Origin of the sequence: Chloracidobacterium validum (genome assembly GCF_018304825.1) — a bacterium.
Classification (GTDB): Bacteria; Acidobacteriota; Blastocatellia; order Chloracidobacteriales; family Chloracidobacteriaceae; genus Chloracidobacterium; species Chloracidobacterium validum.
In genome coordinates this window covers 2167361-2190997 of record NZ_CP072648.1, presented here as the reverse complement: position 1 = coordinate 2190997, position 23637 = coordinate 2167361, and the positions used below count along the sequence as shown (strand labels likewise).

The 23637-nt window shown below is 59.0% G+C and carries 16 protein-coding genes and 1 tRNA gene; 12 read left to right on the top strand and 5 right to left on the bottom strand.

The window, feature by feature from the left end:
- Positions 1-10: 10 nt before the first annotated feature.
- Together J8C06_RS09140 and miaB are read right to left on the bottom strand one after the other, a co-directional pair.
- Positions 11-529, bottom strand: a complete 519-nt coding sequence (locus J8C06_RS09140; protein WP_211428396.1) for a hypothetical protein — start codon at positions 527-529, stop codon at positions 11-13.
- 43 nt (positions 530-572) lie between these two features.
- On the bottom strand, positions 573-1916 hold the full coding sequence (gene miaB, locus J8C06_RS09135) for a tRNA (N6-isopentenyl adenosine(37)-C2)-methylthiotransferase MiaB (protein WP_211428395.1): 1344 nt from the start codon (positions 1914-1916) through the stop codon (positions 573-575).
- Positions 1917-2128: 212 nt separating this feature from the next.
- Here miaB and J8C06_RS09130 point away from each other — a divergent pair, with 212 nt between their 5' ends.
- From J8C06_RS09130 to J8C06_RS09080, 11 genes are all read left to right on the top strand, one after another.
- Positions 2129-3859, top strand: a complete 1731-nt coding sequence (locus tag J8C06_RS09130) for a S41 family peptidase (RefSeq protein WP_211428394.1) — start codon at positions 2129-2131, stop codon at positions 3857-3859.
- A 24-nt stretch (positions 3860-3883) separates the two neighbouring features.
- Positions 3884-4942: a Holliday junction branch migration DNA helicase RuvB gene (gene ruvB / locus J8C06_RS09125; protein ID WP_211428393.1), complete on the top strand. Its 1059-nt coding sequence runs from the start codon at positions 3884-3886 to the stop codon at positions 4940-4942.
- Positions 4943-4994: 52 nt separating this feature from the next.
- Positions 4995-5066: transfer RNA gene (locus J8C06_RS09120), tRNA-Asn, on the top strand.
- A gap of 275 nt (positions 5067-5341) precedes the next feature.
- Positions 5342-6667 carry a type III-B CRISPR module RAMP protein Cmr1 gene (gene cmr1, locus J8C06_RS09115; protein ID WP_211428392.1) on the top strand — a complete coding sequence of 442 codons (1326 nt, stop codon included), beginning with the start codon at positions 5342-5344 and terminating at the stop codon, positions 6665-6667.
- A complete protein-coding gene (gene cas10 / locus J8C06_RS09110; RefSeq protein ID WP_211428391.1) occupies positions 6664-8364 on the top strand; it encodes a type III-B CRISPR-associated protein Cas10/Cmr2 in 1701 nt (566 codons plus the stop codon). Before cmr1 ends, cas10 begins: the two co-directional genes overlap by 4 nt.
- Positions 8361-9542: a type III-B CRISPR module-associated protein Cmr3 gene (locus J8C06_RS09105; protein WP_211428390.1), complete on the top strand. Its 1182-nt coding sequence runs from the start codon at positions 8361-8363 to the stop codon at positions 9540-9542. Before cas10 ends, J8C06_RS09105 begins: the two co-directional genes overlap by 4 nt.
- 1 nt (position 9543) lies before the next feature.
- Positions 9544-10440, top strand: coding sequence for a type III-B CRISPR module RAMP protein Cmr4 (cmr4, locus tag J8C06_RS09100; RefSeq protein ID WP_211428389.1), 897 nt, complete (start codon positions 9544-9546; stop codon positions 10438-10440).
- Complete coding sequence (gene cmr5, locus J8C06_RS09095; protein WP_211428388.1) at positions 10437-10811, top strand: type III-B CRISPR module-associated protein Cmr5; 375 nt, start codon at positions 10437-10439, stop codon at positions 10809-10811. The genes cmr4 and cmr5 overlap by 4 nt, the downstream gene beginning before the upstream one ends.
- Positions 10811-11893, top strand: coding sequence for a type III-B CRISPR module RAMP protein Cmr6 (cmr6, locus tag J8C06_RS09090; RefSeq protein ID WP_211428387.1), 1083 nt, complete (start codon positions 10811-10813; stop codon positions 11891-11893). Before cmr5 ends, cmr6 begins: the two co-directional genes overlap by 1 nt.
- Positions 11894-11902: 9 nt before the next feature.
- Positions 11903-13090 carry a TM1812 family CRISPR-associated protein gene (locus J8C06_RS09085; protein ID WP_211428386.1) on the top strand — a complete coding sequence of 396 codons (1188 nt, stop codon included), beginning with the start codon at positions 11903-11905 and terminating at the stop codon, positions 13088-13090.
- Between the two features lie 552 nt (positions 13091-13642).
- Positions 13643-16852 (top strand): TonB-dependent receptor, encoded by a 3210-nt coding sequence (locus J8C06_RS09080; RefSeq protein WP_211428385.1) that lies wholly within the window; start codon positions 13643-13645, stop codon positions 16850-16852.
- Positions 16853-17000: 148 nt separating this feature from the next.
- Here J8C06_RS09080 and J8C06_RS09075 read toward each other — a convergent pair whose 3' ends face one another.
- The 3 genes from J8C06_RS09075 to recG all read right to left on the bottom strand — a co-directional run bounded on the left by J8C06_RS09075 (position 17001) and on the right by recG (position 21394).
- Positions 17001-18194: an NAD(P)/FAD-dependent oxidoreductase gene (locus J8C06_RS09075; RefSeq protein ID WP_211428384.1), complete on the bottom strand. Its 1194-nt coding sequence runs from the start codon at positions 18192-18194 to the stop codon at positions 17001-17003.
- Between the two features lie 114 nt (positions 18195-18308).
- Complete coding sequence (gene dapF / locus J8C06_RS09070) at positions 18309-19187, bottom strand: diaminopimelate epimerase (RefSeq protein WP_211428383.1); 879 nt, start codon at positions 19185-19187, stop codon at positions 18309-18311.
- A gap of 14 nt (positions 19188-19201) precedes the next feature.
- The gene (gene recG / locus J8C06_RS09065; RefSeq protein ID WP_211428382.1) at positions 19202-21394 is read right to left on the bottom strand and encodes an ATP-dependent DNA helicase RecG; all 2193 of its coding nucleotides are present in this window, start codon (positions 21392-21394) and stop codon (positions 19202-19204) included.
- Between the two features lie 150 nt (positions 21395-21544).
- Between recG and J8C06_RS09060 the strand changes: the two genes are divergently transcribed.
- Positions 21545-23623, top strand: coding sequence for an ATP-dependent DNA helicase (locus J8C06_RS09060; RefSeq protein WP_246602020.1), 2079 nt, complete (start codon positions 21545-21547; stop codon positions 23621-23623).
- Positions 23624-23637 lie beyond the last annotated feature (14 nt).

Below are 23637 nucleotides of genomic sequence, written 5' to 3'. Positions count from 1 at the left end.
AAGTGTTCAGTCAGGCGCGCGACGGTTCCGAGCGCGGCCGCTGGCGTGTGGTTTGAACAAAGACTGGCCTCGCGGCACCAGCGCCAAGGGCTTCGATGGCTTCCCGCGTGGTATCGAGCAAATGGCTTCGCGCGCGATTTCTCAGGCGCGGGGACAAGGCTTGTACCTGATGTTCAGTCGCGAGCAAAAACTGCTGCCAAGCGGTTTCAAACGCATCGGCAACCCTCGGAAGCTGGGAAATATCGTAGGGCACGGCAACCGCAGAGACGCCTAACTGGGCAAACACGGCAAGGTAGCGCGCGGTTGCCATGTCCGGGCAGCTCAACCGCCGTCGCCCAACTTTCAACTCGATACCGAGTAATGTGTACTGAATCTGGACGACCGGGCGACGGAGGCAAGGCGCAGGAAATAGCGCGAAGCGCCGCGTGCGCTGACTCAAGACAAGCGTTTCATACAGCCTTGGCAGTGCGCGGTCACCAAGTGTCCCGATGACTTTCGCATATAGCCTCATGCGTTCGGCTTCGGTCATGGCTGTGGTTGCACCGGCTGCTGAGCAAAGGTTCAACGTGGCTTCAGGCGGCTGTGGCCGCCGGCCGCCCTTCCGGGATGGCTACGCCTTCGGCATAGAGCATATGCGGCGTCGCATGGGCAATGCGCACGGCGTAAAGCCCCGGCTTAGGCGCAACGGCGCGCGGCAGGACGACCGTGTGGTTGCCCCGCGTGTGGCCCTGCATCAAGTCGCCTTCATGCGCCGGGCCTTTGACGAGCACTTCAACCATCCGTCCAACCCATCGCCGATAGTTGAGCCAGCTCCAGTGTTTTTGGCGTTCGATGAGGCGCATCAGGCGCGCCACCTTCACCGGATGGGGGATGTCATCAAAGTGCGCCGCCGCCGGCGTGCCTTCCCGTTCGGAGTAAATGAACATAAACGCCATGTCGAACTGCACGGCGTCATAGAGTGTCAGTGTTTCTTCAAAGTCTTCTTCGGTTTCACCCGGAAAGCCGCAGATGATGTCGGTGGAGAGCGTCGCGTCGGGTAGTTGAGACCGGATGGCGGCGACCCGGTCAAGGTAGTATTCGCGGGTGTATTCACGCGCCATGCGACGCAGCGTCCGATTCGCTCCGGCCTGTACCGGCAGGTGAATGTACTGGCATACGGCCGGCGTTTCGGCAATCGCCGCGATAATATCGTCGGTGAAGTTGATCGGGTGGCTGGTGATGAAACGAACCCGTGGCAGGCCAACTTGCCCCACCATGCGTAGAAGTTCGGCAAAGGAAGGGAAGCCCGGTAGTGGCTTCCGATGCGGTCCAAGGCCTGGTTCCAGGCCGTAGCTGTTGACGTTCTGGCCGAGCAAGCTCACCTCGACCACCCCGGCGTCACGGAGGGCTTCGACTTCACGTAAAATATCGGCCGCCGGACGCGAGACTTCTGGGCCGCGGGTCGTCGGAACGATGCAGTACGTGCACTTGTGGTTACAGCCGCGCGTAATGGCTACATGCGCTGAGAGCGCACCGTTTGGCGGCGGTGGCGCGTAATCGCGCAGTTCATCCTTGAAGGCAAAGTTTTGAAACTTGCCCTGGCGGAGGGCTGGAATGAGATCGGTCAGTGCGCCGGGTCCAAGCATGATGTCCACCCCAAACTTAGCGCCCATGGCCTGACCTTCGGGCAACTGGGCAAGGCATCCCATCAGCCCAATCGTCACAGTCCGTCGCTTTTTCTCCTTGCGCAACGCGCCCAGAATGGAGCGTGCTTTCTCAACGGGCTTTCCGCGCACGGCACAGGTGTTGACCAAGACCAAATCGGCATCGTGAATATCATCCACGAACGAGTAGCCGATGCTGGCCAACTGAGACTGGATAGCGTGGGTGTCGTATTCATTCATTTGACAACCAAGCGTGATAACACAGGCCTGCATAAGTTGAACTCCATCTTCCTCGGCAACGCAGATAAGGGCTGACTATAGCGCGTAGGAACGGCTTTTCAATCATCCAGTGGCACAGGCGTCGGCCAGGGCTTGACCGGCTGCCAGTAACATCCAACAATAGGTGAGCTTGTGACCTCGCGGCTCGTTTGAGATGCATCTGAGCTGCGCTCCTCAACCCTGCATTCCCCTACGTTGACCTGCCTATGAAGTCTTTTACTCGAACCCCATCGCGGTTCACCGCCGGCGTCGTCAGTTTGGTTTGCACTGCCTGGTTGACCGGGTTTCCAGTGTTGTTGAGCCATACGGGACGCGGACACGTCCACGCCCAGGAAGTTGATTTCGGACTCGGCCCTGAAGCCGCCGGGGGCGATGTTTGGAAAGGCAAAGCCGTAACCACCTCTTACGTCGAGGCGCTCACGCTCGTCGAAGAGCACTACGCCGGACCGCTCGACCATGAGCGCATCTGTGATGCAGCGGCAACCGGCATGCTGCGTACCCTTGATCCGCACTCGAACTTCTTCACCCGCGAGGAGTTCAACGAGTTTCGCAGCCAGCAGCAAGCCAACTACTCCGGCATTGGTTCACTTATCACGCAGCATGGCAACAAGGTTTACATTTGGTCGCCGATTGCGGACACGCCCGCCTATCGCGCAGGGCTGCGCTATGGCGATGAGATCGTGGCCGTGGATGGCGAATCAACTGAAGGCTGGGATGTGTCGAAAGTGCGTTCGCACCTACGCGGGCTGCGGAGTACGGCGGTGACGGTCACGGTCAACCGTCCCGGCGAGTCAGCGCCCATCACGGTGCGGATTGTCCGCGACTCGGTTGGGCAGCCGTCGGTGTCGAATGTGTTCCTGCTGACACCGGAAATTGGCTACTTGGCGTTTCGGCGTGGTTTCGCTCAGGCGAGTGGCGAGGAGGTCGCGGCGGCCATCCGTCAGTTGCGCGGGCGGGGCGCCAAGGCCGTAGTGCTTGACCAGCGCGACAATCCCGGTGGACTGGTGGATGCTGCGCGCGCGATTGCCGAACTCTTTCTCCAACGGGGACAGAAGATTGTGAGTATCCGCGGCCGGACGCCACGGGGTATGACGTATGAAAATGCCCTGACGGCCAACAACCCTAGCCCGGAGGATATTCCGCTGGTGGTGCTCATCAACGGCGGCAGCGCCAGCGCTGCGGAGATTCTCGCCGGCGCGCTCCAGGATCATGACCGCGCCCTGCTGGTTGGAGAAACGACCTTTGGCAAGGGTTTGGTACAGACGCCTTACCGACTGCCGGACGGCTATGGGCTGACCCTGACTTCGGCAAAGTACTACACACCGACCGGACGACTCATTCAGCGTCGCTATGACAATGTTTCGCTCTATGACTATCAGCGTCGCCGCTCGCAGACCGAAGCAACCGGCAAAGATGGGCTGACAAAATACCTTACCGACGGTAAGCGAACGGTTTATGGAGGCTTGGGGATTACACCGGATGTCGAGGTCAAGGGCGAGACCTACACTGTGGCGCAGGGGCAGCTCACGAGCCTGACGTTCTTGTTTGGGCGCTTGCTAGCCAATGGGCAAGTCGAAGGCTTTGCTGACTACCGTGTGCCAAGCGATGTGAATTTCAACCATTTGCTTCAGGAAAGCGACTATCCGGTGACGGACAAGTTGCTTGCCGCGTTCAAGACGTTTGCGCAGGGACGCTTGCAAGAGCTTGGCCTGTCACCGAGCATTTTATCTGGCAATGATGGGTTTTTGCGGCAGCAACTTCGGCGTGAGATCTTAACGGCGGCCTACGGCTTTGATACTGCGCAGGAAGTCATCATTCGAGAAGAAGCCGTCGTCAAGCGCGCCATCACTGAAGTTCCACAGGCACGCGCCCTGGCGGAAAATGTGCGCCGGCTGACGGCATCCCCGGCGCGTTCGGTGGAGGGCTTCAAAAACTAGCCACACGTGCTGGACGGCCTGGGCATGCAGGATACCGATCAGACCAGGGCGCGGCGACTTGTCGCCGGTGAAACGGATAGTGACGACCACGGTGTCGAGTCGTCGCTCCGTCCGCGTTTCCTGCGTGAGTACATTGGTCAGACCCGTGCCACGGACAACCTCGGGGTTTTTATGCAGGCGGCCCGCCGCCGCGGCGAGCCGCTCGATCACCTTTTGCTGTGCGGACCTCCAGGATTGGGCAAAACGACGCTGGCGATGGTCGTCGCCAACGAGATGGGGGTTGACATCAAGTCCACGGCCGGCCCGGTCATCGAGAAGTCCGGCGACTTGGCGGCCATTCTCACCAACCTTCAAGAGCGGGACGTTTTGTTCATTGACGAAATTCATCGTCTATCGCCGGCGATTGAGGAAATTCTCTACCCGGCCATGGAAGACTTTCAGCTCGACATCGTCATTGGACAGGGGCCTTCAGCGCGGTCCATCAAGCTTGACTTGCCGCGCTTTACGCTGATTGGGGCAACGACCCGCGCCGGGCTGATTACGGCCCCGCTGCGGGGACGCTTTGGTATCAATCTGCACCTCGACTTTTACACACCGGAACACTTGCAGGAGATTGTGCGGCGTTCGGCGCGCATTCTCGATACACCCATTGACAGCGCCGGCGCGGCAGAAATTGCCCGGCGGGCGCGTGGGACGCCCCGGATTGCCAACCGCCTGCTGCGGCGGGTGCGCGATATTGCCGAGGTCATTTACGACGGACGGATCACGGCCACAGTCGCCAGTGAGGCGCTCGACCGGCTGGAAGTGGACAAGTTCGGCCTCGATGAAGTGGATCGCAAGCTGTTATTGACGATTATCGAGAAGTTTGATGGTGGCCCGGTCGGACTGGGGACGATTTCAGCCGCAATCAACGAAGAAAAAGACGCCATTGAAGAAATTTACGAGCCTTACTTGATCCAGATAGGGTTTCTCAACCGGACGCCGCGCGGGCGCATCGTCACAAGCGCGGCCTACGCCCACCTTGGGGTTGAGCCACGGCGACGGCTTGAGACCGTCCAATCCCCGCTCTTTGGCGAATCCTAAACAAAAGCCATTGACAAGCCGCGCCGAGGTCGGTACAAAGACGATTCCTCATTCCTCAGTAGCTCAATGGCAGAGCATTCGGCTGTTAACCGAAGGGTTGTAGGTTCGAGTCCTACCTGAGGAGCTTTTGTTTTTGGCCCAAATCATTCAGAACGACACCGTTCATGCGCTGAACCGGATATACCAGCGAACCTAACGTCAACATCCCGGATTTCGGCTCATCGGCGGGTCTCGATTGAACGCGCGAACAGCCTGAAGGCTGGGTTAGAAACATCCAATCCAGACGGCCTAGGTAAGCCAAGGCAAGTCACCCGGCATCGAATGGTTCGGGTCAACTCGGCCCCCACAGCCGCGGGTAGTTTTCTTGCATTTTTATCTGTTGCTTGCGAAACGAAACCCATGCCACGGTTCGGTCAGCTTCCCGATTGTCCCCCACTGCCCCACGTAAACCTCACGTCAACGGTCCGGGCCTACGACATCGAACTGATTACACCGATGTTCGGCGGCGGGGTCTCCACCCAGACCAACGACCCAAGCTTTCCGATCCGCCCGACTGCGATCCGGGGCCAGTTGCAGTTCTGGTGGCGGGCGACGGTGGGAGCCCAGTACGCAAAGCCGGAAGAGTTGCGGAGCGCGCAGTCTGCCGTCTGGGGCGACACCACGCAAGCAAGCCGCGTGCAAGTGCGGGTAGACAAGTTAGTGTTCAGCGCACCCACCCCTTGTGCGCAATATGATCGGGACAGACATGACAATAGTCGCTATCGTTCGATACCGACCTGGAAAGAGCCGTTCAACAAACCGGACTTGTCTTACGTACTGTTTCCGTTTCAGGGCAAGCTCGAGAGCGGTCGGAAAACAATCGAGACGGAGCCAGCGTCGTGCATCCACTCGGCCAGCTTTCGGCTGACCGTGCTCTGCCACAAGTCCATCGACTTCGAGCAACAGGTTGAGCCGGCGCTCTGGGCCTGGGTCAACTTCGGCGGGCTTGGCAGTCGAACCCGGCGCGGTTGCGGAGCGATAAGGTGTCCTTCACTGATCCCAGAGCACCTCGCTGACCTCATTTCAAAAGCCAGGGCTTACCTCACGGCAGACCAGCCAAAAGGCTGGCCTGTTTTGGCACAAGCCTTTTTGGTCGGCAAAGCGTTCGGCACTGCATCGGATGCCTGGAGTGATGCCATCCATCATTTCCGGCATTTCCGTCAAGGTGAAGGCGTGGGGCGCAACCCGGGGCAACCGGGAGCCAATCGGCCCGGGCGCTCACGCTACCCGGAACCCGAAACCATTCGCCGCATAACCGGTCATCGGAGCCCCCGCCATGCTCGGCTCAACCATATTCCCGACGATGCCTTTCCCAGAGCAGAACTAGGGTTGCCCATCGTCTTCCACTTTCAAGACCAAAAAAATGGTGAGCCGCCTGACACGGTTCTGTACCCAGACGACGACCCACAAGGCAACGAGCGTGAACGAATGGCCAGTCCGCTGATTCTCAAGCCAGTGGCACTACAAGACGGCAACTTCGTGCCGCTCATTGTCAGGCTGAAGACGCCCACCTTGACGGGAGTTGCCCTCCACCAGCAGGTCCAGCAGGTAGGGCCGCTTAGAATCCGCCACCCAGACCTTGCAACGTACCCAAACTCACCCCTAGCAGGGTCACCGAACGGCTCGGCGATTGAGGCCTTCCTCGCCTATGCCAAGTCCAAAGGCTTCACGGAGGTGACGCGATGAGCTACCTACTTGTCATCTCTATTGGGCCGGTGCAGGAGTTCATCGCAGCCGCGCGGCGAACCCGCGATCTGTGGTTTGGTTCATATTTGCTGTCCGAGATGAGTCGGGCAGCGGCCAAATCGGTTGAAGCCAACGGCGGAAAGCTTATTTTCCCGGCCTCTTCCAACGTGGATAACGTTGCCAACGTCATCCTGGCGGAGTTGCCCTCAGGGGAGCCAAAACATGTGGCAGCTCAAGCAAAGCACGAAGCCCATCAGACATGGCTTGCGTTCGCCAATGAGGCCTACGAGGAAGCCGCCGGCGCCATCCGCCAGGACATCTGGGGCGACCAAGTTGACGACGTCATCGAGTTCTACGCGGCTTGGGTTGCGCGTACCGACCCGTCGCCGTACCAGTCCGACCGCGCGCGACTGATGCGGCTGCTGGCCGGGCGCAAGAACTGCCGAGACTTTGCGCCGGCGAAGGGACGGGCCGGCGTGCCCAAGTCATCCCTGGACGGACAGCGAGAGTCAGTACTCAAAGACCCCGCACGCGAGCCATGGCCTGAGCGATTACGTACGCAGCTTCGGATTCGCAAGGGGGAACAACTCGATGTCGTTGGCTTGGTCAAGCGCGTTGCCGGGGGGAAGCGACCGTACCCTTCCGTTTCTCGTGTTGCGGCCGACCCATGGATTCGTGGCAACAAACAAAAACCGAGCTTTGGAGACTTGGTAGAGGCTTGCAAAGCGCTTCCCAAACACGTCTTACATCACCTCGACGAAGAGCATTTCCCGCAGTTCCAGGATTTCCCTTACGAAGGCACGGTCGTTTTCAAGAGTCGTCATCATGAGTGGAGGTCCGAAATTGACGAGGAAGATTGGCCGACGAGCATCGGGCAGATTCAGGATGCTTTAGGCAAGCTGTCGGAGCCTTCTCCGTACCTCGCCGTCCTCGTCGCTGATGGGGACAGGGTCGGCGCTGCCATCGCGGCCTTGGCTTCGCCCGATGCGCACCGTGACTTTTCGGAGAACCTTTCAGGGTTCGCAAAACAAGTCCACACGATCGTCAATGCCAACCGTGGCGTGCTGGTCTATGCCGGCGGGGATGACGTGCTGGCCTTTCTGCCCGTGGACAAGTGCCTCGATTGCGCCCGCCAGCTTCACGACGATTTCGGCCGACGCCTGGCGATGTATGGCAACCTGAGTCTTTCGGTTGGCATTGCCATTGGCCACTTCATGGAGAACCTCGAAGACTTGCTGGAATATGGCCGCGCGGCCGAGAAAGCCGCCAAAAAGCCAGACCGTGATGGTTTGGCCGTGCACCTGCACAAGCGCGGCGGTGCGCCAATCCAAATTCGTTCGCCGTGGCAGGACCAACCCGACCAACGACTGAAACGTTACGCGGAACTGCTCCGCCGGGAAGCGATTCCCAGCAAGTTGCCCTACGACCTACGGAAATTGGCAGACGTGTACGACGGGTGGCCAAAGGAGACACTGGCCCAAGCCCTGTGCGCCGATGTCTTGCGTGTAATCCGAGATAAACAGCCGAAAGCAGGGCGCCACTACCTGGAGGAGATTGAACAACTTGTGCGCACTCGGCTGACCGATGCCACTAGTCTGCGCCGCTTCACGGAGGAAGTGCTCATTGCCCACCAGATCGCGATGGCGTTAGAGCAAGCGGAGGCGCCGTCAGTCACGGCCGAGGAGGTGGCGCGATGAATATCTTCTTGCAACTCACGCCGCGCGATCCGTTGATTGCCCGCGATGGGCGGCCATTTGGCGCAGGGCAAGGCAACCGCATGCGTGGTCTGCCCTGGCCGTTACCATCGGTTGTCGCCGGGTCGTTCCGCACGGCGTTGGCCAAAGCCTGTGGCCAGGATTTCTCCGACGACATCCTGCCCCGCTTGATGCAAATCGCGGTCGCGGGCGCGTTTCCCGTTCATAACGAACAGTTGTACTTGCCTGCTCCAAACGATGCCCTCGCGAAGCCTGCCGACGGCGGGGGCATCGAGACACTGCACCGGGTCATTCCGCAACCGATGAGCGCCAATGATGGCTGCGACCTGCCCGAGGACAACTTGCAGCCGGTCATGCTCTCCTCATTGCAAGCGCAGGCAGACTTCAAGCCGGCCGAAGTTCCTGCCTGGTGGCCGATCGGACCGTACACCACGTGGTTGCTTGGCAACGATGTGGCTTTCGATTCCTCTTTCCTGCGCAGCCCGCTCCAAGATACCCGTGATCACGTCTGCCTTGATGCCGAACGGGGAGCCGCCGCCGAAGGGCAAATCTTTGCGACAGCTAATTTGAATGTCACGCACTTGCCGAGGTTTGGCGTCAAGTTGGATGGCCAACAGCTACGGTTTGGGGACCGGTTCGCAACCGTTGAGCTGTCCGTTCGCGTCACCATTCCCGAAACCGAGACGACATTGCAGCCCGGTCAGTCATTCGGATGCTGGCATCCGCTGGGTGGGGAGCGGCGACTGGTACACTGGCAGGTCTGTCAATCGGCTGGCACGGGGTGGACATGCCCGTCCGAGATTCAGAACGCGCTCGAGACTGCGACGCGGATTCGTCTCATCCTGGCGACTCCGGCAATCTTCAGGCAGGGCTGGAAACCTGACCTGGCGTGTGGGCCGCTGAAGGATTTCGGCCTCACGCTTGTCGGCGCGAGTACCGGCCGCTGGAAGGCCGTCTCCGGCTGGTCGCTGGCGACGGTGAACCATCAACCGCGCGGCCCGAAGCCGATTCGCCGCATGGTGCCGGCCGGGAGTGTTTACTTCTTCACTTGTGAACGAGGCGCCGCATCCAAGCTCGCCGATCACTGGCTGCAACCAGTTAGTGATAGTCCACAAGGTCAACGCGACGGCTTCGGCCTTGCGCTCTGGGGGACCTGGTAACATGTCCAACATTCGACTGTATTGGCTCCACACACTCAGCCCAACCCATGCCGGTATCGGTCGCGGTGTCGGTTACATTGATCTACCAGTTGACCGCGACGGTATCACCGGCTGGCCGATCCTGCGTGGCTCCAGCTTCAAGGGGGTTTGGCGCGACTGGGCCGTTCAACAAGGGAAACAGCACATCGAACTGGCCTTTGGCCGCGCCGATAAGGACGGCGAAGCTGCTAACGCTGGCGCGCTGATTCCAACCGATGCCAAGCTCGTCTGCCTGCCGGTGCGGAGTTTTCGTGGCACGCTGGCCTGGACTACATCGCCGCTGTGCTTACAGATGCTACGGCGGACATTGGACTTGGCAGGTGTGAAAGACCTGCCAGAAGTTCCTACGTCCCTGCCGGATGACAGGGCCCATCACGCGAAAAATTCCGCGCTCCCCGAAGACAACAACATTTACCTTGAAGACCTCGATTTCACGGCCCAAGCATGCGACTTGGCGACGCAGTGGGCCGAGAACATCGGCCAGTGGGTCTTCGGCAAGCATGATTCGTGGGCCGAAGTGTTTCAGAAGCGGTTCGTCGTCCTGCCGGATACTGCCTTCGACTTCCTGTGCGAAACCGGGACCGAGGTTCACACGCGGGTACGAATTGACGACGAGACCAAAACAGTTGCCAAAGGCGCTCTCTGGACCGAGGAATCATTGCCGGCCGAGACCATCCTCATGGGACTCATCCAGTGTGAACGCATTTACAAGTCAAACGGCTTCAGAGATGACTCGCTAAGCCCTGAGCAGCTCCTGGCAGACTTTGCAACAGAACCACTGACGCTTCAGATTGGCGGCAAGGCAACGGTTGGTCGGGGGCAAGTCCGCGTTGTGTTCACGGGGGGGATGAAGGGATGAACGTTCACACCCGAAGCCAGAAAATCGCGCAGGCGGCCTATTCACAGATTGCGGTTCACACGGGTGACGGCGCACGAAAGCCGAATAAGGAATTTGTCAGTACAGTCAAGAAGTTTCCGGCCCTGATCCATACCTGTGGCCTGGCCCAGGCCGTAGCCTTTGCCTTGGCCAAGAAAGAGGATGAATTCATCGATTACTTGGCCGTTGTCTTGAGGGCGGCCGGTCATGACTACATCACCGATGCGCAATCGCTCGATCAGGCCGCGCGGACCCAACCCTTGAGTACCTATCTCCGTCTGAGCCGCGATGCGCTCAATGCCGCAAGCTGGTTGAAGCGATACGTCGAAGCAGCCGTTGGGGAGGAGGAATAATGCGCGCCCCGATTCTTGACCTGAAGGACATTCGAGCATTGCGCGGCGAGCATCCCGGACTGGTGTTGCACCGCTACCTGTGTGAGAACGCGACGGGAGAAGGTGGCAAACCGGAGGAAAGACAGGCCATCCTTCGGGCGGCCATCAAGGCAGCCGGTAACCAGGCAGTTCGTGCGCTTTACACCATCGCCTACGAGCGCTGGCGGCAGTTACTCTCCACAACGTTGACCGTTGCGCGCGAGTTACAAACCGTTGGTCGCCTCATCGTCGGGCTGGGAACGGAAAACGTCCTCGAAACGGGCATCCGATTGCACCACACCTATGGGATGCCGCTCATTCCCGGTTCGGCTCTCAAGGGACTGACCGCGCATTACTGCGATCAGGTGGTGGGAGCCTCCGACCCCAAGTTCAAGAAGCCGACGCCAGAGCAAGACCAGGCCTATCGAAAATGGCTTGATGGCACAGGCCTCCAGCCTGATGACAACTATCATCGCCTGCTGTTCGGGACGACCGACGACGGTGGCTGCATCATCTTTCACGATGCTTGGTTCGTGCCGGATTCTGACAAAGAGCCTCTCAAACTTGACGTGATGACGCCGCATCATCCGAAGTGGCTTGACGGCACAGTTCCGCCTACGGATTTTGACAGCCCGACTCCGGTGCCATTCTTGTCGGTTGCCGGCCGCTTTCTGGTCGCGGTGAGCTGGCGTGGACCGGCCAGTGACCGGGGTCAGAAGTGGACGGAGCTAGCCTTTTCCTTGACGGCCGCCGCACTCTCTGACTGGGGCATCGGTGGCAAAACCACCAGTGGGTATGGACGACTTGATGTTCCGCCCCCTCCGCCCCCTCCTAAGCCTTACAAGGGCAAGCCAAACGATGTCGTTGAAGCTGAGTTGCTAGAAGAACGAACGAAAAAAGGCGGTTGGCGTGCCCGGATCAAAGGCCACGCGCAGCAGGGCCCGATTCAAAACAGCGACCAAGTGCCTGCCGACAAGCAACCGGGTGAGCTGGTTCAACTCGTGATTGCATACATTGACGACACCCAAGTCGGGTTCAGGTGGCCAACGCCGAGCAAGAAGTGAGAATCCCTTATGCGGCTGATGAGCTTCCTTGGAACGGGCAACTACAATGAGACCACCTATCTCTTCGAGAACCAATCTCACCAGACGCGATATGTCGCCTGTGCCTTGGCATCGCTCGCCAAGCCCGAAGAAATTCACCTGATCGCTACGACAGAGGCCTGGAACCAGCACGGGAAAACACTGACCCAGGAGCTTTCAGCCGCCGGACAGCCTGTCCCCCAAAGAGTTGATGTTCCGACCGGCGGCGAGTCACAGCAGCTCTGGCAGATGTTCGAGGCTATCGTCGAGGTCATCCGTACCAGTAGTGGTTCTGTTTTACTCGATATTACTCACGGTTTTCGCATGCAGCCGTTCTTCGCGGCAGCCTGCATTCAGTATGTTCAATCCGTTCTGCCAAACCCGCCACAGATTCGCGTGGTCTATGGTGAGTATCGTGGGTCTGAACAAGCAAGCCCGATCTGGGAACTGACCCCATTCCTGGAAGTGCTCTCGTGGTCGCGGAGTCTCATGATGCTTCTACGGACCGGGCAAGCGGACGAGGTGGCCAGTGAAACGGAAAAACTTGGTCGGGCTCTCAACAAAGAGCTGGCCGGCACGGGAGCAAAACTAGGCTTCTCTCAACTTCCAAAACTGGCTAAAGCAATCCAGAGCTTCAGTGATGACTTCACGACGATCCGAACCGGCTCGCTGCTGACTGGGAAACAACCTTCAGCCCAGCATCTCTACGATGTCATCGAGCAAACGAAGGGTGAGGTCACTCAACATCTACCGGCACTGGCGCGGGTGCTTGAACAGGTGCAAGCCATGGTCGAGCCGCTGCGAACTGGTGGCGCCAGGCTGTCTTCCGCGCAAGGGCAGCGGTCTCTTCTCGCTCTGGCTCGGCTCTATCAGAAGATAGGACGCTACAGTGAGGCGATCTCGATCCTCCGTGAAGGCTGGATCACCCTCAACGCGCCGAATGATGCGGATCACCCGGGACCGGAGCTGGATAGAGAAGCACGGAAAAAGCAAGAAGGTGACTGGAGGCAGTCAAACAGGTCCCTTGCTCGTAGCGTGACTGCAATGCGGAATGACATCCAGCATGCCGGTTTCAATAAGCAACCAAAAGACCTAAGTTGGTTCCAGGATCAACTCACGAAGCTGTTGGAGGCATGGCAGGCAGCCGTTGATTCGATGGACTCAAGTCATCCAGCGTGACGATCAGGGTGACTCCTGTGCCCTGTACTCATGCGGCACAACACCGCCGAGTCAACAGAACGGCGTGGTAAGGTGGTGTGCGCTCCATCTTGGCACTAGCCTGCCCTGAAGCTTGAGCAGTTATAGACCTAAGCCTTCCTAATCAACCCGACGCGACCGGTCAAAGATGAGTCTATTCAACGCGCTCAGTGACGACGCTGGGGGAGCGGTGAAGACCACTTGTCTTTGTGTGTTTCAGACGCGGCACAAGCTTCCCCAAGCACCGGGTGACAATGCGGAGGCTAATCCGTCCAAACACAACCTGCCCAGGTTTTTGGTTAGAAATCTTCAGGAAAATGGATTTCCCCTTAGAAAACCGCATTGGATTTCCTTTCTGCGCTCCCTTCAAGGCGAACGACATAGTCAGCACAAATATAAAAAAACAAGTATTTACCCAGCTTTTGCGCCTAGTTCCCCAAGAAGTCTGGCATAAAACTTGCCACCTCACGGTGAGACCCTCTCAAGCAAATTACCTTGGGAGGCTAGCTCGATCCAATTTAGAGGAACGTTCGTATGTCGAATTTTTTGCCACGATTGAGCCGCTTTCGCCACGTGAGTTTAGCGCTTTGCCTAAGCTTGCTGTGGGTTGTCGGTTCACCCGCGTTGAGCTGGGGACAGCTCACGCGCAGCGCGATGACTGGAACCGTTACCGACCCAACCGGCGCATCCATCGTTGGTGCGCGGGTCACCGTTACCAACCAAGCTACCAACCAGTCCCGTGAAACGACCACCAATGATTCCGGGGCCTATCGCGTGCCGGCGCTCGACCCCGGCATCTACCGGGTCGTCGTTGAGAAAGACGGTTTCAAAACCATTGAATACACAGACATTCGGATGTCTTCGGCAACCGACACCGGATTGAATGTCACCCTTGAGGTCGGCGAGCAGTCCGATACCGTGACGGTGAGCGCCGACAGCATCGTGGCCCTCAACCGCAATACGCCGACGATTGGCGCCACCTTCGACTCGCGCCGCGCAGTTGAACTCCCGCTCGCCGCCGGACGCGACATCAATAACCTCGCTGTGTTGTCACCCAATGCCTTCCGGGCGCCAGGGTCGAGCGGCATCAGCGTCAATGGACAGCGCGCCCGCAACAACAATTTCACCATTGACGGTGCGGACAACAATGACGCCTCCGTGACGATTCCAACCATCGGACTCGCGCCGGAAGCCATTCAGGAATACCAGATTCAAACCAACCCATACAACGCCGAGTTTGGGCGCAACAGCGGTGGACAGATCAACGTCATCACCAAGTCTGGAACCAACGAGTTTCACGGACAGGCGTTCATCTACTACCTCGGCAGTGGACTCAATACGCTCAACAACCTGGAGAAGCAGCGGGGCTTGACCAGCCAGCCACGGTTCAACACAAACCAGGTCGGCGGTGATTTCGGTGGACGTATTATCCGCGACAAGACCTTTTTTTATGGCTTCTTTCAGGCGAACTTGACGCGCACAGGGCAGTTGCTCGGACCGCAGACCCGCATTCCGACGCAGACAGGCTTTGCCGCGCTCAGCACCGTGCCGCTGCGTCCCGCAACCTCGACGACACCGGCCCAGACCGCGGCCAGTCGCCAATCCATCCTCGACTCCATCCGGTTTCTGCAGGACGTTTACGCGCTCAACCCGCGCTTTACGAATCTCTCGACCATCAACATCAACGGTGTGCCGATTCAGACGGGCATTGTCCAGTTGCCCATCACGCAGCCGGCGGATGAATACAACTTTATTGTCCGCGGTGACCACCAGTTTAGCGCCTCCAATCGGCTGACCGGACGCTACATTTTCACCGACAGTCAACAACCTAACGTCGTCAGCAACTTGCAGTTTGGCTCACGCTTTGCCGGTGCGCAGTCGATCCGTGACCAAAACGTTATCGTCAGCGACATTCATACCTTCTCGCCGACGCTGCTCAACGAGTTTCGGTTTGGGTTCATTCGGCGGGACTTGCAGTTCCCAGAAAACGATCCTACGACCCCGACCACGAACATCGGGGGGGCGTTTACCATTGGCGGACTTGCCAACTTCCCGCAGGGAAGAATCCAAAACAGCTTCCAGTTCCAAAACCTGCTCACCAAGCAACTTGGCAACCACACGCTGAAGGCAGGCTTTGACATTCGCTATGTCCAACTCGACAACCGAGCGGCCTTCGACTCGAAGGGGACCTTCACCTTCAACAACCTGGCCGATTTTCTCAACAACAATGTGTTTCAGTTCCAACAAGCGCTCCAGACGGCGAGCTTTGACGCCCGCCAAGTGTCACAGTTTTACTTCTTTCAGGATGACTGGCGCGTGACGCCATCGCTCACGCTCAATCTGGGTATCCGTTATGAAACCAACGACGTGCCGTTTGGTTTCTTCGGCGCACGTGACGCCCAGAGTCTGTCCGTGGGCGTGCCAGGTCCAACCCGGCGCGACAACAACAATGTCGCGCCCCGGCTTGGCTTTGCCTGGAATCCACGGGTCGAAGGTGATGGCTTTATTGCCACCATGCTCGGCAATGATCGGACGGTTTTCCGGGGTGGCTATGGGATGTCGTACGACGTGCTGTTTTTCAACATCCTCACGGTCAACGCAAGCAACTTCCCGCGGGTAGTTGTTGGTCAGCAGAACAACATCCTTGACCAGTATCCGCGGTTGTTGCCGGTCACCGGACAACCGGTTTTCAACCCACTGGCGACCTACGTCAACACGCCCGAAAATGCGCAGAACCCGCGGAGCGAGTACTATAGCTTCAATTTCCAGCGGCAGTTCTTCCGCGACTTCGTCCTCGAGGTGGGCTACAGCGGCAGCCGCTCATTTAATGGCATCAATCAGATCCACACCAACTTTGCCACACTCACGCCGGCCCAAATTGCTGACGCGCAGGCCGGTCGTCCGGTTCCAGGCGTTCAAGCCCGCCGGCTCAATCCGGCTTGGGGCGCACGCATCCTGATTTCCACCACGGCGCGCGCCACCTACAACGCCGGATACATTGACCTGCGCAAGCGCTTCAGCTATGGCTTGCAGTTTGGCTTGGCCTACACCTTCAGCAAGCTCATCAGTGACAACGATGAGTCGCTTGGTGTGGCGGCCATTGCCGGGCCAAGCCCACAGGTGCCACAAGATTTCACGAACATTCGGCGCGGCGAGCGCTCCGTGTCAGCCTTTGACCGCCCGCACCGCATCGCCGTCAACTTCGTGTACGAGATTCCGTGGCTCAAGAATGCACCACGCTGGACCGAGTATCTCTTTGGTGGATGGCAGATTTCAGGCGTGGTTGAGCGCCAGTCTGGGCAGCCCTTTACCATTCTCACGGGGGTTGACACCAACGGTAATGGCGTCGCGGGAGATCGTCCAAACTTCAATCCGAACGGGACATTCACGCTCGATCCGGTGACCCGCAACATGCGGACCTTCAGCAACCCACGCACGACCGGTCAATACTTCGTGCCGGTCGTCGGTGCGACTGGCTTCCCGCTCATCAACACGGTTGGCAACGGCACGGCACCCCGCAACTCACTCCGTGGCACCGACTTCAACAATACCAACCTGAGCCTGCTCAAGCGGATCAAGCTGCTCGAGCGTTACTCGTTCGAGCTGCGCGCTGACTACTTCAATGTCTTCAACCAAGACTTTTACGGCATCCCGGTCAACAACATGAACAGCCCGGACTTTGGGCGTAATCTCAACAACTGGGGACGCCGGACGCTGACCCTCAGCGGGCGGTTCCGCTTCTAACCAGCGGCCCGTTGGCGGTGATGCTCAGGGGATGGCGCAAGCCATCCCCTATTTTTTTACGTGGCACCGGTGGGACTGCCAATCGTCGCTGTGCCTCGGGCCGGCAACCGTGACTAGGGCAGCAGCGCTGCCAAGTTAGCGACTCAGGTCAAGCCGCTTGCGGATAACCAACCGACCGGGCCGTTAGCTTGGGCGCACGCCAGGCGGATGGCGCGACAAAACTCCGCAAGATACGCCCCTTGAGCGTCACATAATCCACATCACCTGCTAGGGCCTGCTGCATGATGTTGACTACGCCGCCGTGAACCGTCGAAAGCTGAAGCACCCGGTCAATGACCGACGCGCCAAACATCGAGCCACGGTAGAACTTCGGCAGGCGACGCGATGCCTCGGTCAAATCAGCCTCGAACGCCTTTCGCCACCGCCACTCGTAACTCCCCGGAGCCTCTGCCACCAGCGCTTGGGCCAACAAGTCTGCCGAGTGCAGGGCGTAAAAAATGCCTTCGCCCGTGATCGGGTCCACAAAACCGGCGGCATCGCCGATCAACGCCCAACCGGTGCCAACGACTCGATTTGTTTTCCAGGAGCTACGGCGCAACATCGGAACCCGCGCGGCATACCTGATGCGGTCACGCGGCAGTTCACCTTGCCGATGCCAACGCACAAACGCATCGAGTTCTTCCCACAGCTTTGGTAGCGGATACTCGCCGCACTGATTGATAATCCCATACGAAATATGGTCTGGACGCGGAAACGCCCAGACGTACCCCGTAAAACGTTTCGGAAAAGCGACAACCGCCCGTGGGACACCCGCCGCCGGAACGTAATATCCACAGCACATCGCCTGGTCGGCATCTGGAAGCCGGCGTCCCAGCGTCCGCCGCACAAAGCTGGTGCAACCGTCCGCGCCAACGACGAAATCAGCATTCCAGCGGTCGTGACCGGCTTCCACACGCCAGGTGTGCACCTCGCGCCGGAGACCGGTCACCCGGCGCGGAATGAAATCCGCGCCGGCCGACGTCGCGCGTTCAAGCAGCAGTCCGTTCAGGTTTTGCCGTGAGAAAATGCAAAATGGGGCGTCGTCCAGCGGGAAGGTCACGCTTCTTCCGCCAGATGAGACGATTTCGATTTCCTGAATCGCCTGGCGTGGGAAACGTTCACCCTGGTCAAGAAGAAAGTCAAACTGGCGGAGTGCCTTGGCCGTGACGCCCCCACCACAGGGTTTTTCCCACGCGCCGCCGTGCAGGTCATACAACCGTACGTCGGCTCCGGCCACGGCGAGTTTAGCCGACAGGACCGATCCGGCCGGGCCGGCACCAATAATGGCAACCCTCAAACGCATGCGAAAACTCAGGCACGAAAATTCAGGCGCCAATGCGGGGGTGCTGGCGCTATCACTAATCTACGGAACGAATTTGAGCAAGCGCCAGCCCTTCTGGTGGTGATGCGCCCGTGGCTACGTTTCAGGTTCACCACCGGTCCAGTCCACGCGGGCAACATAGTGCGCGCTTCCCGTAAGTATCACCTCATCGGTAACGGCATCCCAGGTGACGGTGAGCGTCCCACGTTCGGCATGGATCGTGACCGTTCGTTCCACCAAGCCGTTGAGCATCGCCGCCACCGCTGCTGCACACGCCCCGGTTCCAGACGCCGCCGTCCGCCCAACTCCCCGTTCCCAAAAGACAACGTCCAGGTTGTGGCGATCCCGAACCGCAGCAAACTCAACGTTCGTTCGCTGCGGAAAGGCCGGGTGCCGTTCAAGTCGTGGACCGAGCTGGGCAAGCGGCACGGCCTGCACATCTTCGACAAAAACCGTACAGTGTGGATTGCCCATGGACAGCACGGTTGCAGTTACCACTTCATCACCAAGCGCCAGCGCAACATTGACTAAGGGCGGTTGCCGCGGGGCATCCAGGCACATGGGAATTTGCTCTGGAGTAAAGATCGGCTTGCCCATACGGATAGCACAGGTGGTTTCTTGTCCGGCCGATGCCAGGAAGGTCACGGTACGAATGCCGGCCTCCGTCAAGACGCGCAAGGTGTCCGACTCCCAGCCCATGACGCGCCGGACAAAGGCCGCCACACAGCGCAACCCATTACCGGACATCTCAGCCCGTGACCCGTCGGCATTCCAGAGCGTCATGCTGTAATCGGCAGCATCGGCGTCAGTTTTTTTGACCGCAATCACGCCATCGGCTCCGACGCCGCAGTGTCGGTCACAAACCGCCGGCGCGTGCCGCTGCGGGTCGTCAAACATGATTGACGCGCCTGGTTGGTGTCCGTCAAAAATCAGGAAATCATTGCCCAGGCCGTGGAGCTTATGCAGGACAAGCAATGCCGGACTCCTTTCTAGTGGACGCCGCCGGCTGCCAGCGGAAACCAACGTCGGGCCTGTTCCAGCCAGGCCAGGGTTTGCGCCGACTTGGGCTGTTCCTGTAGCCGGCGCAGCGCCGCCTGCCGCGCCATTGTCAGCCAGTCGGCGTCACGGACAATATCGCCAACCCGAAACATCGGCACGCCGGACTGACGGATGCCTAACATCTCGCCTGGACCACGCCACAGAAGGTCCTTTTCAGCAATGGCAAAGCCGTCTGCTGTCTGGGCGAAAAAATTCAGCCGCTCCAGCGCGTCAAGTGCAAGATCGTTTGAAACCATCAAAACACAGTACGACTTCGCAGCTCCCCGCCCAACCCGGCCGCGCAGTTGATGCAGTTGCGCCAGCCCGAATCGCTCCGGGTTCTCGATGACCATGACCGACGCATTCGGCACATCAATCCCAACTTCAATCACCGTCGTCGTGACCAGTATCTGCACATCGCCGGCGACGAGCCGCTGCATGATGGCTTCCTTTTCTTCTGATTTGAGCTTGCCATGAAGTAAGCCGACCCCAAGTGAAGGGAAGACTTCGCGTTGTAGGTACTCAGCCGCCGCCGTTGCTGCGGCAACGTCCAGCTTTTCAGATTCCTCGACCAGCGGATAAACGATGTAAGCTTGGCGTCCAGCGGCGCACTCCTGACGAATGAAATCATAGACGCGCTCACGCCGATCATCGGTGCGGATGGCTGTTACAACCGGCTTTCGGCCCGGAGGTAGCTCGTCAATGATGGAAACATCCAGGTCACCATAGATGGTCATGGCCAAGCTGCGTGGGATCGGCGTTGCCGTCATGACCAGCACATCCGGGGTGATAGCCTCGGACGCCGCCCCCTGGGTGACCAGCTTTTCACGCTGCATCACGCCAAACCGATGCTGTTCATCAATCACGACCAAGCCAAGGCGGGCAAAGCTGGTTTCATCCTGGATCAGCGCTTGGGTGCCAATGACGATATCCAGCTCATGCGCGGCCAGCGCCTGGCGGATCGCCTTCTTTTCGGCGGCCTTCAGGCGTCCGGTTAGCGCGGCGACGCGATAGGGCGTTCCCGCCAGCCAGCGCGTCAGGGAGCGCGCATGCTGTTCCACCAAAATTTCAGTTGGCGCCATGAGCGCCGCCTGCCAACCATTCTCGACGGCAATGATGAGCGCCTGAAGGGCAATGATGGTTTTACCTGATCCGACATCGCCTTGTAATAGACGGGACATCGGGCGGTCGCCGGTCAAATCGGTGACAATTTCTCGAATGACGCGCTTTTGCGCCTGCGTCATGGCAAATGGCAGGGCTTGGCGGACGCGCTCCCGAATGGCATTCGTGATCTGCATCGTCGCCTTCTTGCTCGATTGCTCACGGCGCTGGCGACGGTCACCGAGCGCTAATGTCAGATAGAAAAATTCCTCCAGCGCCAACCGCGCATGGGCCGGCGACCGGCGGGCTTCGATGGCACCCAAGTGCCTGGCCGCGCTGGGAAAGTGCACCTCACGCAACGCCTCCAATTTGGAGGGCAGCGGCGCGCCTAAACCGATCCCGACGCGCAATTCGTCGGGGAGACTGTCATCCGGGACATCCTCCAGTGCGCCGAGCAACCTGAACATGAGCCGGCGCAGAGTCCGCGCCCGAAACGCGCCAAGCTTGCGGTACATCGGCACGCAGCGGCCGACATGAATCATCTCTGGCACGTCTTCGTCAGATTCTTCATTCAAGATTTCGTAGTCTGGATTTTCAACTTGGTAGCACTGCTGGCGATTGGAAAACTTCCACTCGCCATACAGGATGACCCGTTGTTCAGCGGCAAAGACTTGGCACAAGTAGGGCTGATTCCACCAGTAGGCGCGAATCCGTCCGGTTTCATCAGTTCCTGTGAACTCAAACAAGGTGAGGCGTTTGCCGTTTTTCGTCCGAATCGGGTAACTCGATGGCGCACGTACTTCGACAATGACCGAAGCGGCCTGACCGTCCACCAAGTCACGAATCCGCGGCAAGTGCGAGCGGTCTTCATATCGAAAAGGCAGATAAAGAAGTAAATCCTCAACCGTCACAGACGTGGGAGAAACTTTTCCAAGTGCGGTCGCCAATTCGGTGGCCAGTTTGCCGGCTGTCGTCGAGCCAATGCCGCGCAAGTAGGCCGAAAGCTCAACCAGCGGCGTTGCCAGCGACAAGTGAGCGGACATGGTATGTTCTCCCGATCTCGGTCAAGCCCTAACGGCCTCGCAAGCTTGTGAGCAAGTTTAGCTTATTTGATTCACTTACGATTCAGTTGACGCCGCCGGTGTTGCGTGATCGGTCGCGTCGTTCTAGCCGAGTGAGCCATGAAATGCGCCATGAAACAGCATGAGATGCCCGCCGAACTGTCACGAACTGAAATGGCGCTTGAAGAAGTCTTTGGCCCCAGCGGTCGCTTTGCCCAGACCCAGCCAAGCTTCGAGTTTCGTCCCGGACAGTTGGAGATGGCACGGGCGGTTTACGACGTGCTGCGCCGGGGCGGACACCTGTGCGTCGAAGCCGGAACCGGAACCGGCAAAACGCTGGCTTATCTCGTTCCGGCGATTTTACAGAACGAGCTGGTGATCATCTCGACGGCGACCAAAAACCTTCAGGAGCAAATTCTCCAGCAGGACATTCCGCGTCTGGAGCAGGCGCTGGGGCGGCAAATACGTGCAGCGATGCTCAAGGGGCGGAGTAACTATCTTTGCCTGCACCGGCTTGAGCATTTTGAAGACAGCGGCCGCCTGCCCGGGCTGGGTGACATCCACCACTTCGACGCTATCCGGCAATGGTCTCAAACCACGCCGACGGGCGACCGGGCCGAGCTAACGGCACTGCCGGAAAACTTGACACTCTGGGGCGAACTCGATGCCCGGACTGAAAATTGCCTAGGGCAGAAGTGCCCCAAGTATGATGACTGCTTCGTTACCCGCGCCCGCCAACGCGCCCGCGAAGCCGACCTCGTCATCGTCAATCATCACTTGTTTTTTGCCGACCTTGCCGCCCGGCATGGTTCATACGGGGCGTTTTTACCCGACCATACGCGCGTCATTTTTGACGAAGCCCACGAGATCGAAGACACCGCCGCCAGCTATTTCAGCCTTCAGATTAGCAACTACCGGTTTGCGGATTTGCTCCGGGACGTTGAACAAGCCTTCATTCCTGACGATGGCCTGGCAGAAGCCATTCGCCGGACGTGCCGCGCCGTACGTCAGAGCGCCGACCATTTCTGGCAGTTCGCCCAGCGCATTTGTCGGACTAGGCACGGTGTTTTCGATGGACGCGGACGACTCTCCCCAACCGCCTTTACCGACCCGGTGGATGAGTTCGACTGCTCACCGGTGGTTGGCCGGTCATTGGAAGGAGATAGTGACGGGACGGCCCACCAGGAAGCTTCGGGCCTGACGGCACTGGCGGATGCCCTCGAAGCCTTGGCGGATGTGCTCCAGGCCACCCACGGCGGAGCGGTGTTGGCTGCCGATAACCTCCCGGCGCTGCGTCGCTTGGAGGAGCGCGCGCGGGGACTTCGGAGCGAACTGCTGCATATCGTCTGCGGTGACAACCCAAACTACGTTTACTGGTGGGAACGACGCGGACGGGGGCTTTTCTTGCAGGCAACCCCGATTGATGTTGCCGGTGTGCTGCGGGAGCAGTTGTTTGGCCAGCTCGAATCGGTGATCCTGACTTCCGCGACGCTTGCCAGCCAGGGGTCGTTTGATTTCATTCGGTCCCGGCTCGGCCTCGACCGCAGCGATGAACTCCTGATTGACTCTCCGTTTGATTACAGCCGGCAGGCCAGGCTCTACTTGCCGCCGGACTTGCCTGACCCCACTGCACCGGATTTCACCGACGCGGCCGTGGCTGAAATTATCGCCCTGCTTGCCATTACCCAAGGGCGCGCCTTCGTGCTCTGCACGAGCCTGAGCCACATGCGACGGCTTTACGATGGCACGCGCGCGCAGGTGAACTTTCCCTGTCTGCTCCAGGGCGATGCCCCCAAATCAACATTGATAGAGCATTTTCGGCGAACGCCAGGCGCAGTTCTCTTTGGAGCTGCCAGCTTTTGGCAGGGTGTGGATGTCGTGGGCGAGGCGCTTTCCTGCGTCATTGTGGACCGGTTGCCGTTTCCAGTTCCCTCCGATCCAGTCATTGAAGCCCGGTGTTGTCACATTGAAGCGGAGGGGGGCAATGCCTTCCAGACCTACAGCCTGCCACAGGCTATTCTTGCGCTCAAACAGGGGCTGGGACGCCTCATTCGGAGCAGCACCGACCGGGGCATACTCTGCTTGCTCGACGGGCGGATACGGAAATGGTACGGACAAGTTATCCTGAGCAGCCTACCATCCCAGCTCCCCATCATCCACGACCGCCAAACCTTGGCGCGCTGGTTTACCGAAGCCGTTTCAGAGATTTAGGCGTCTCAAAAAAA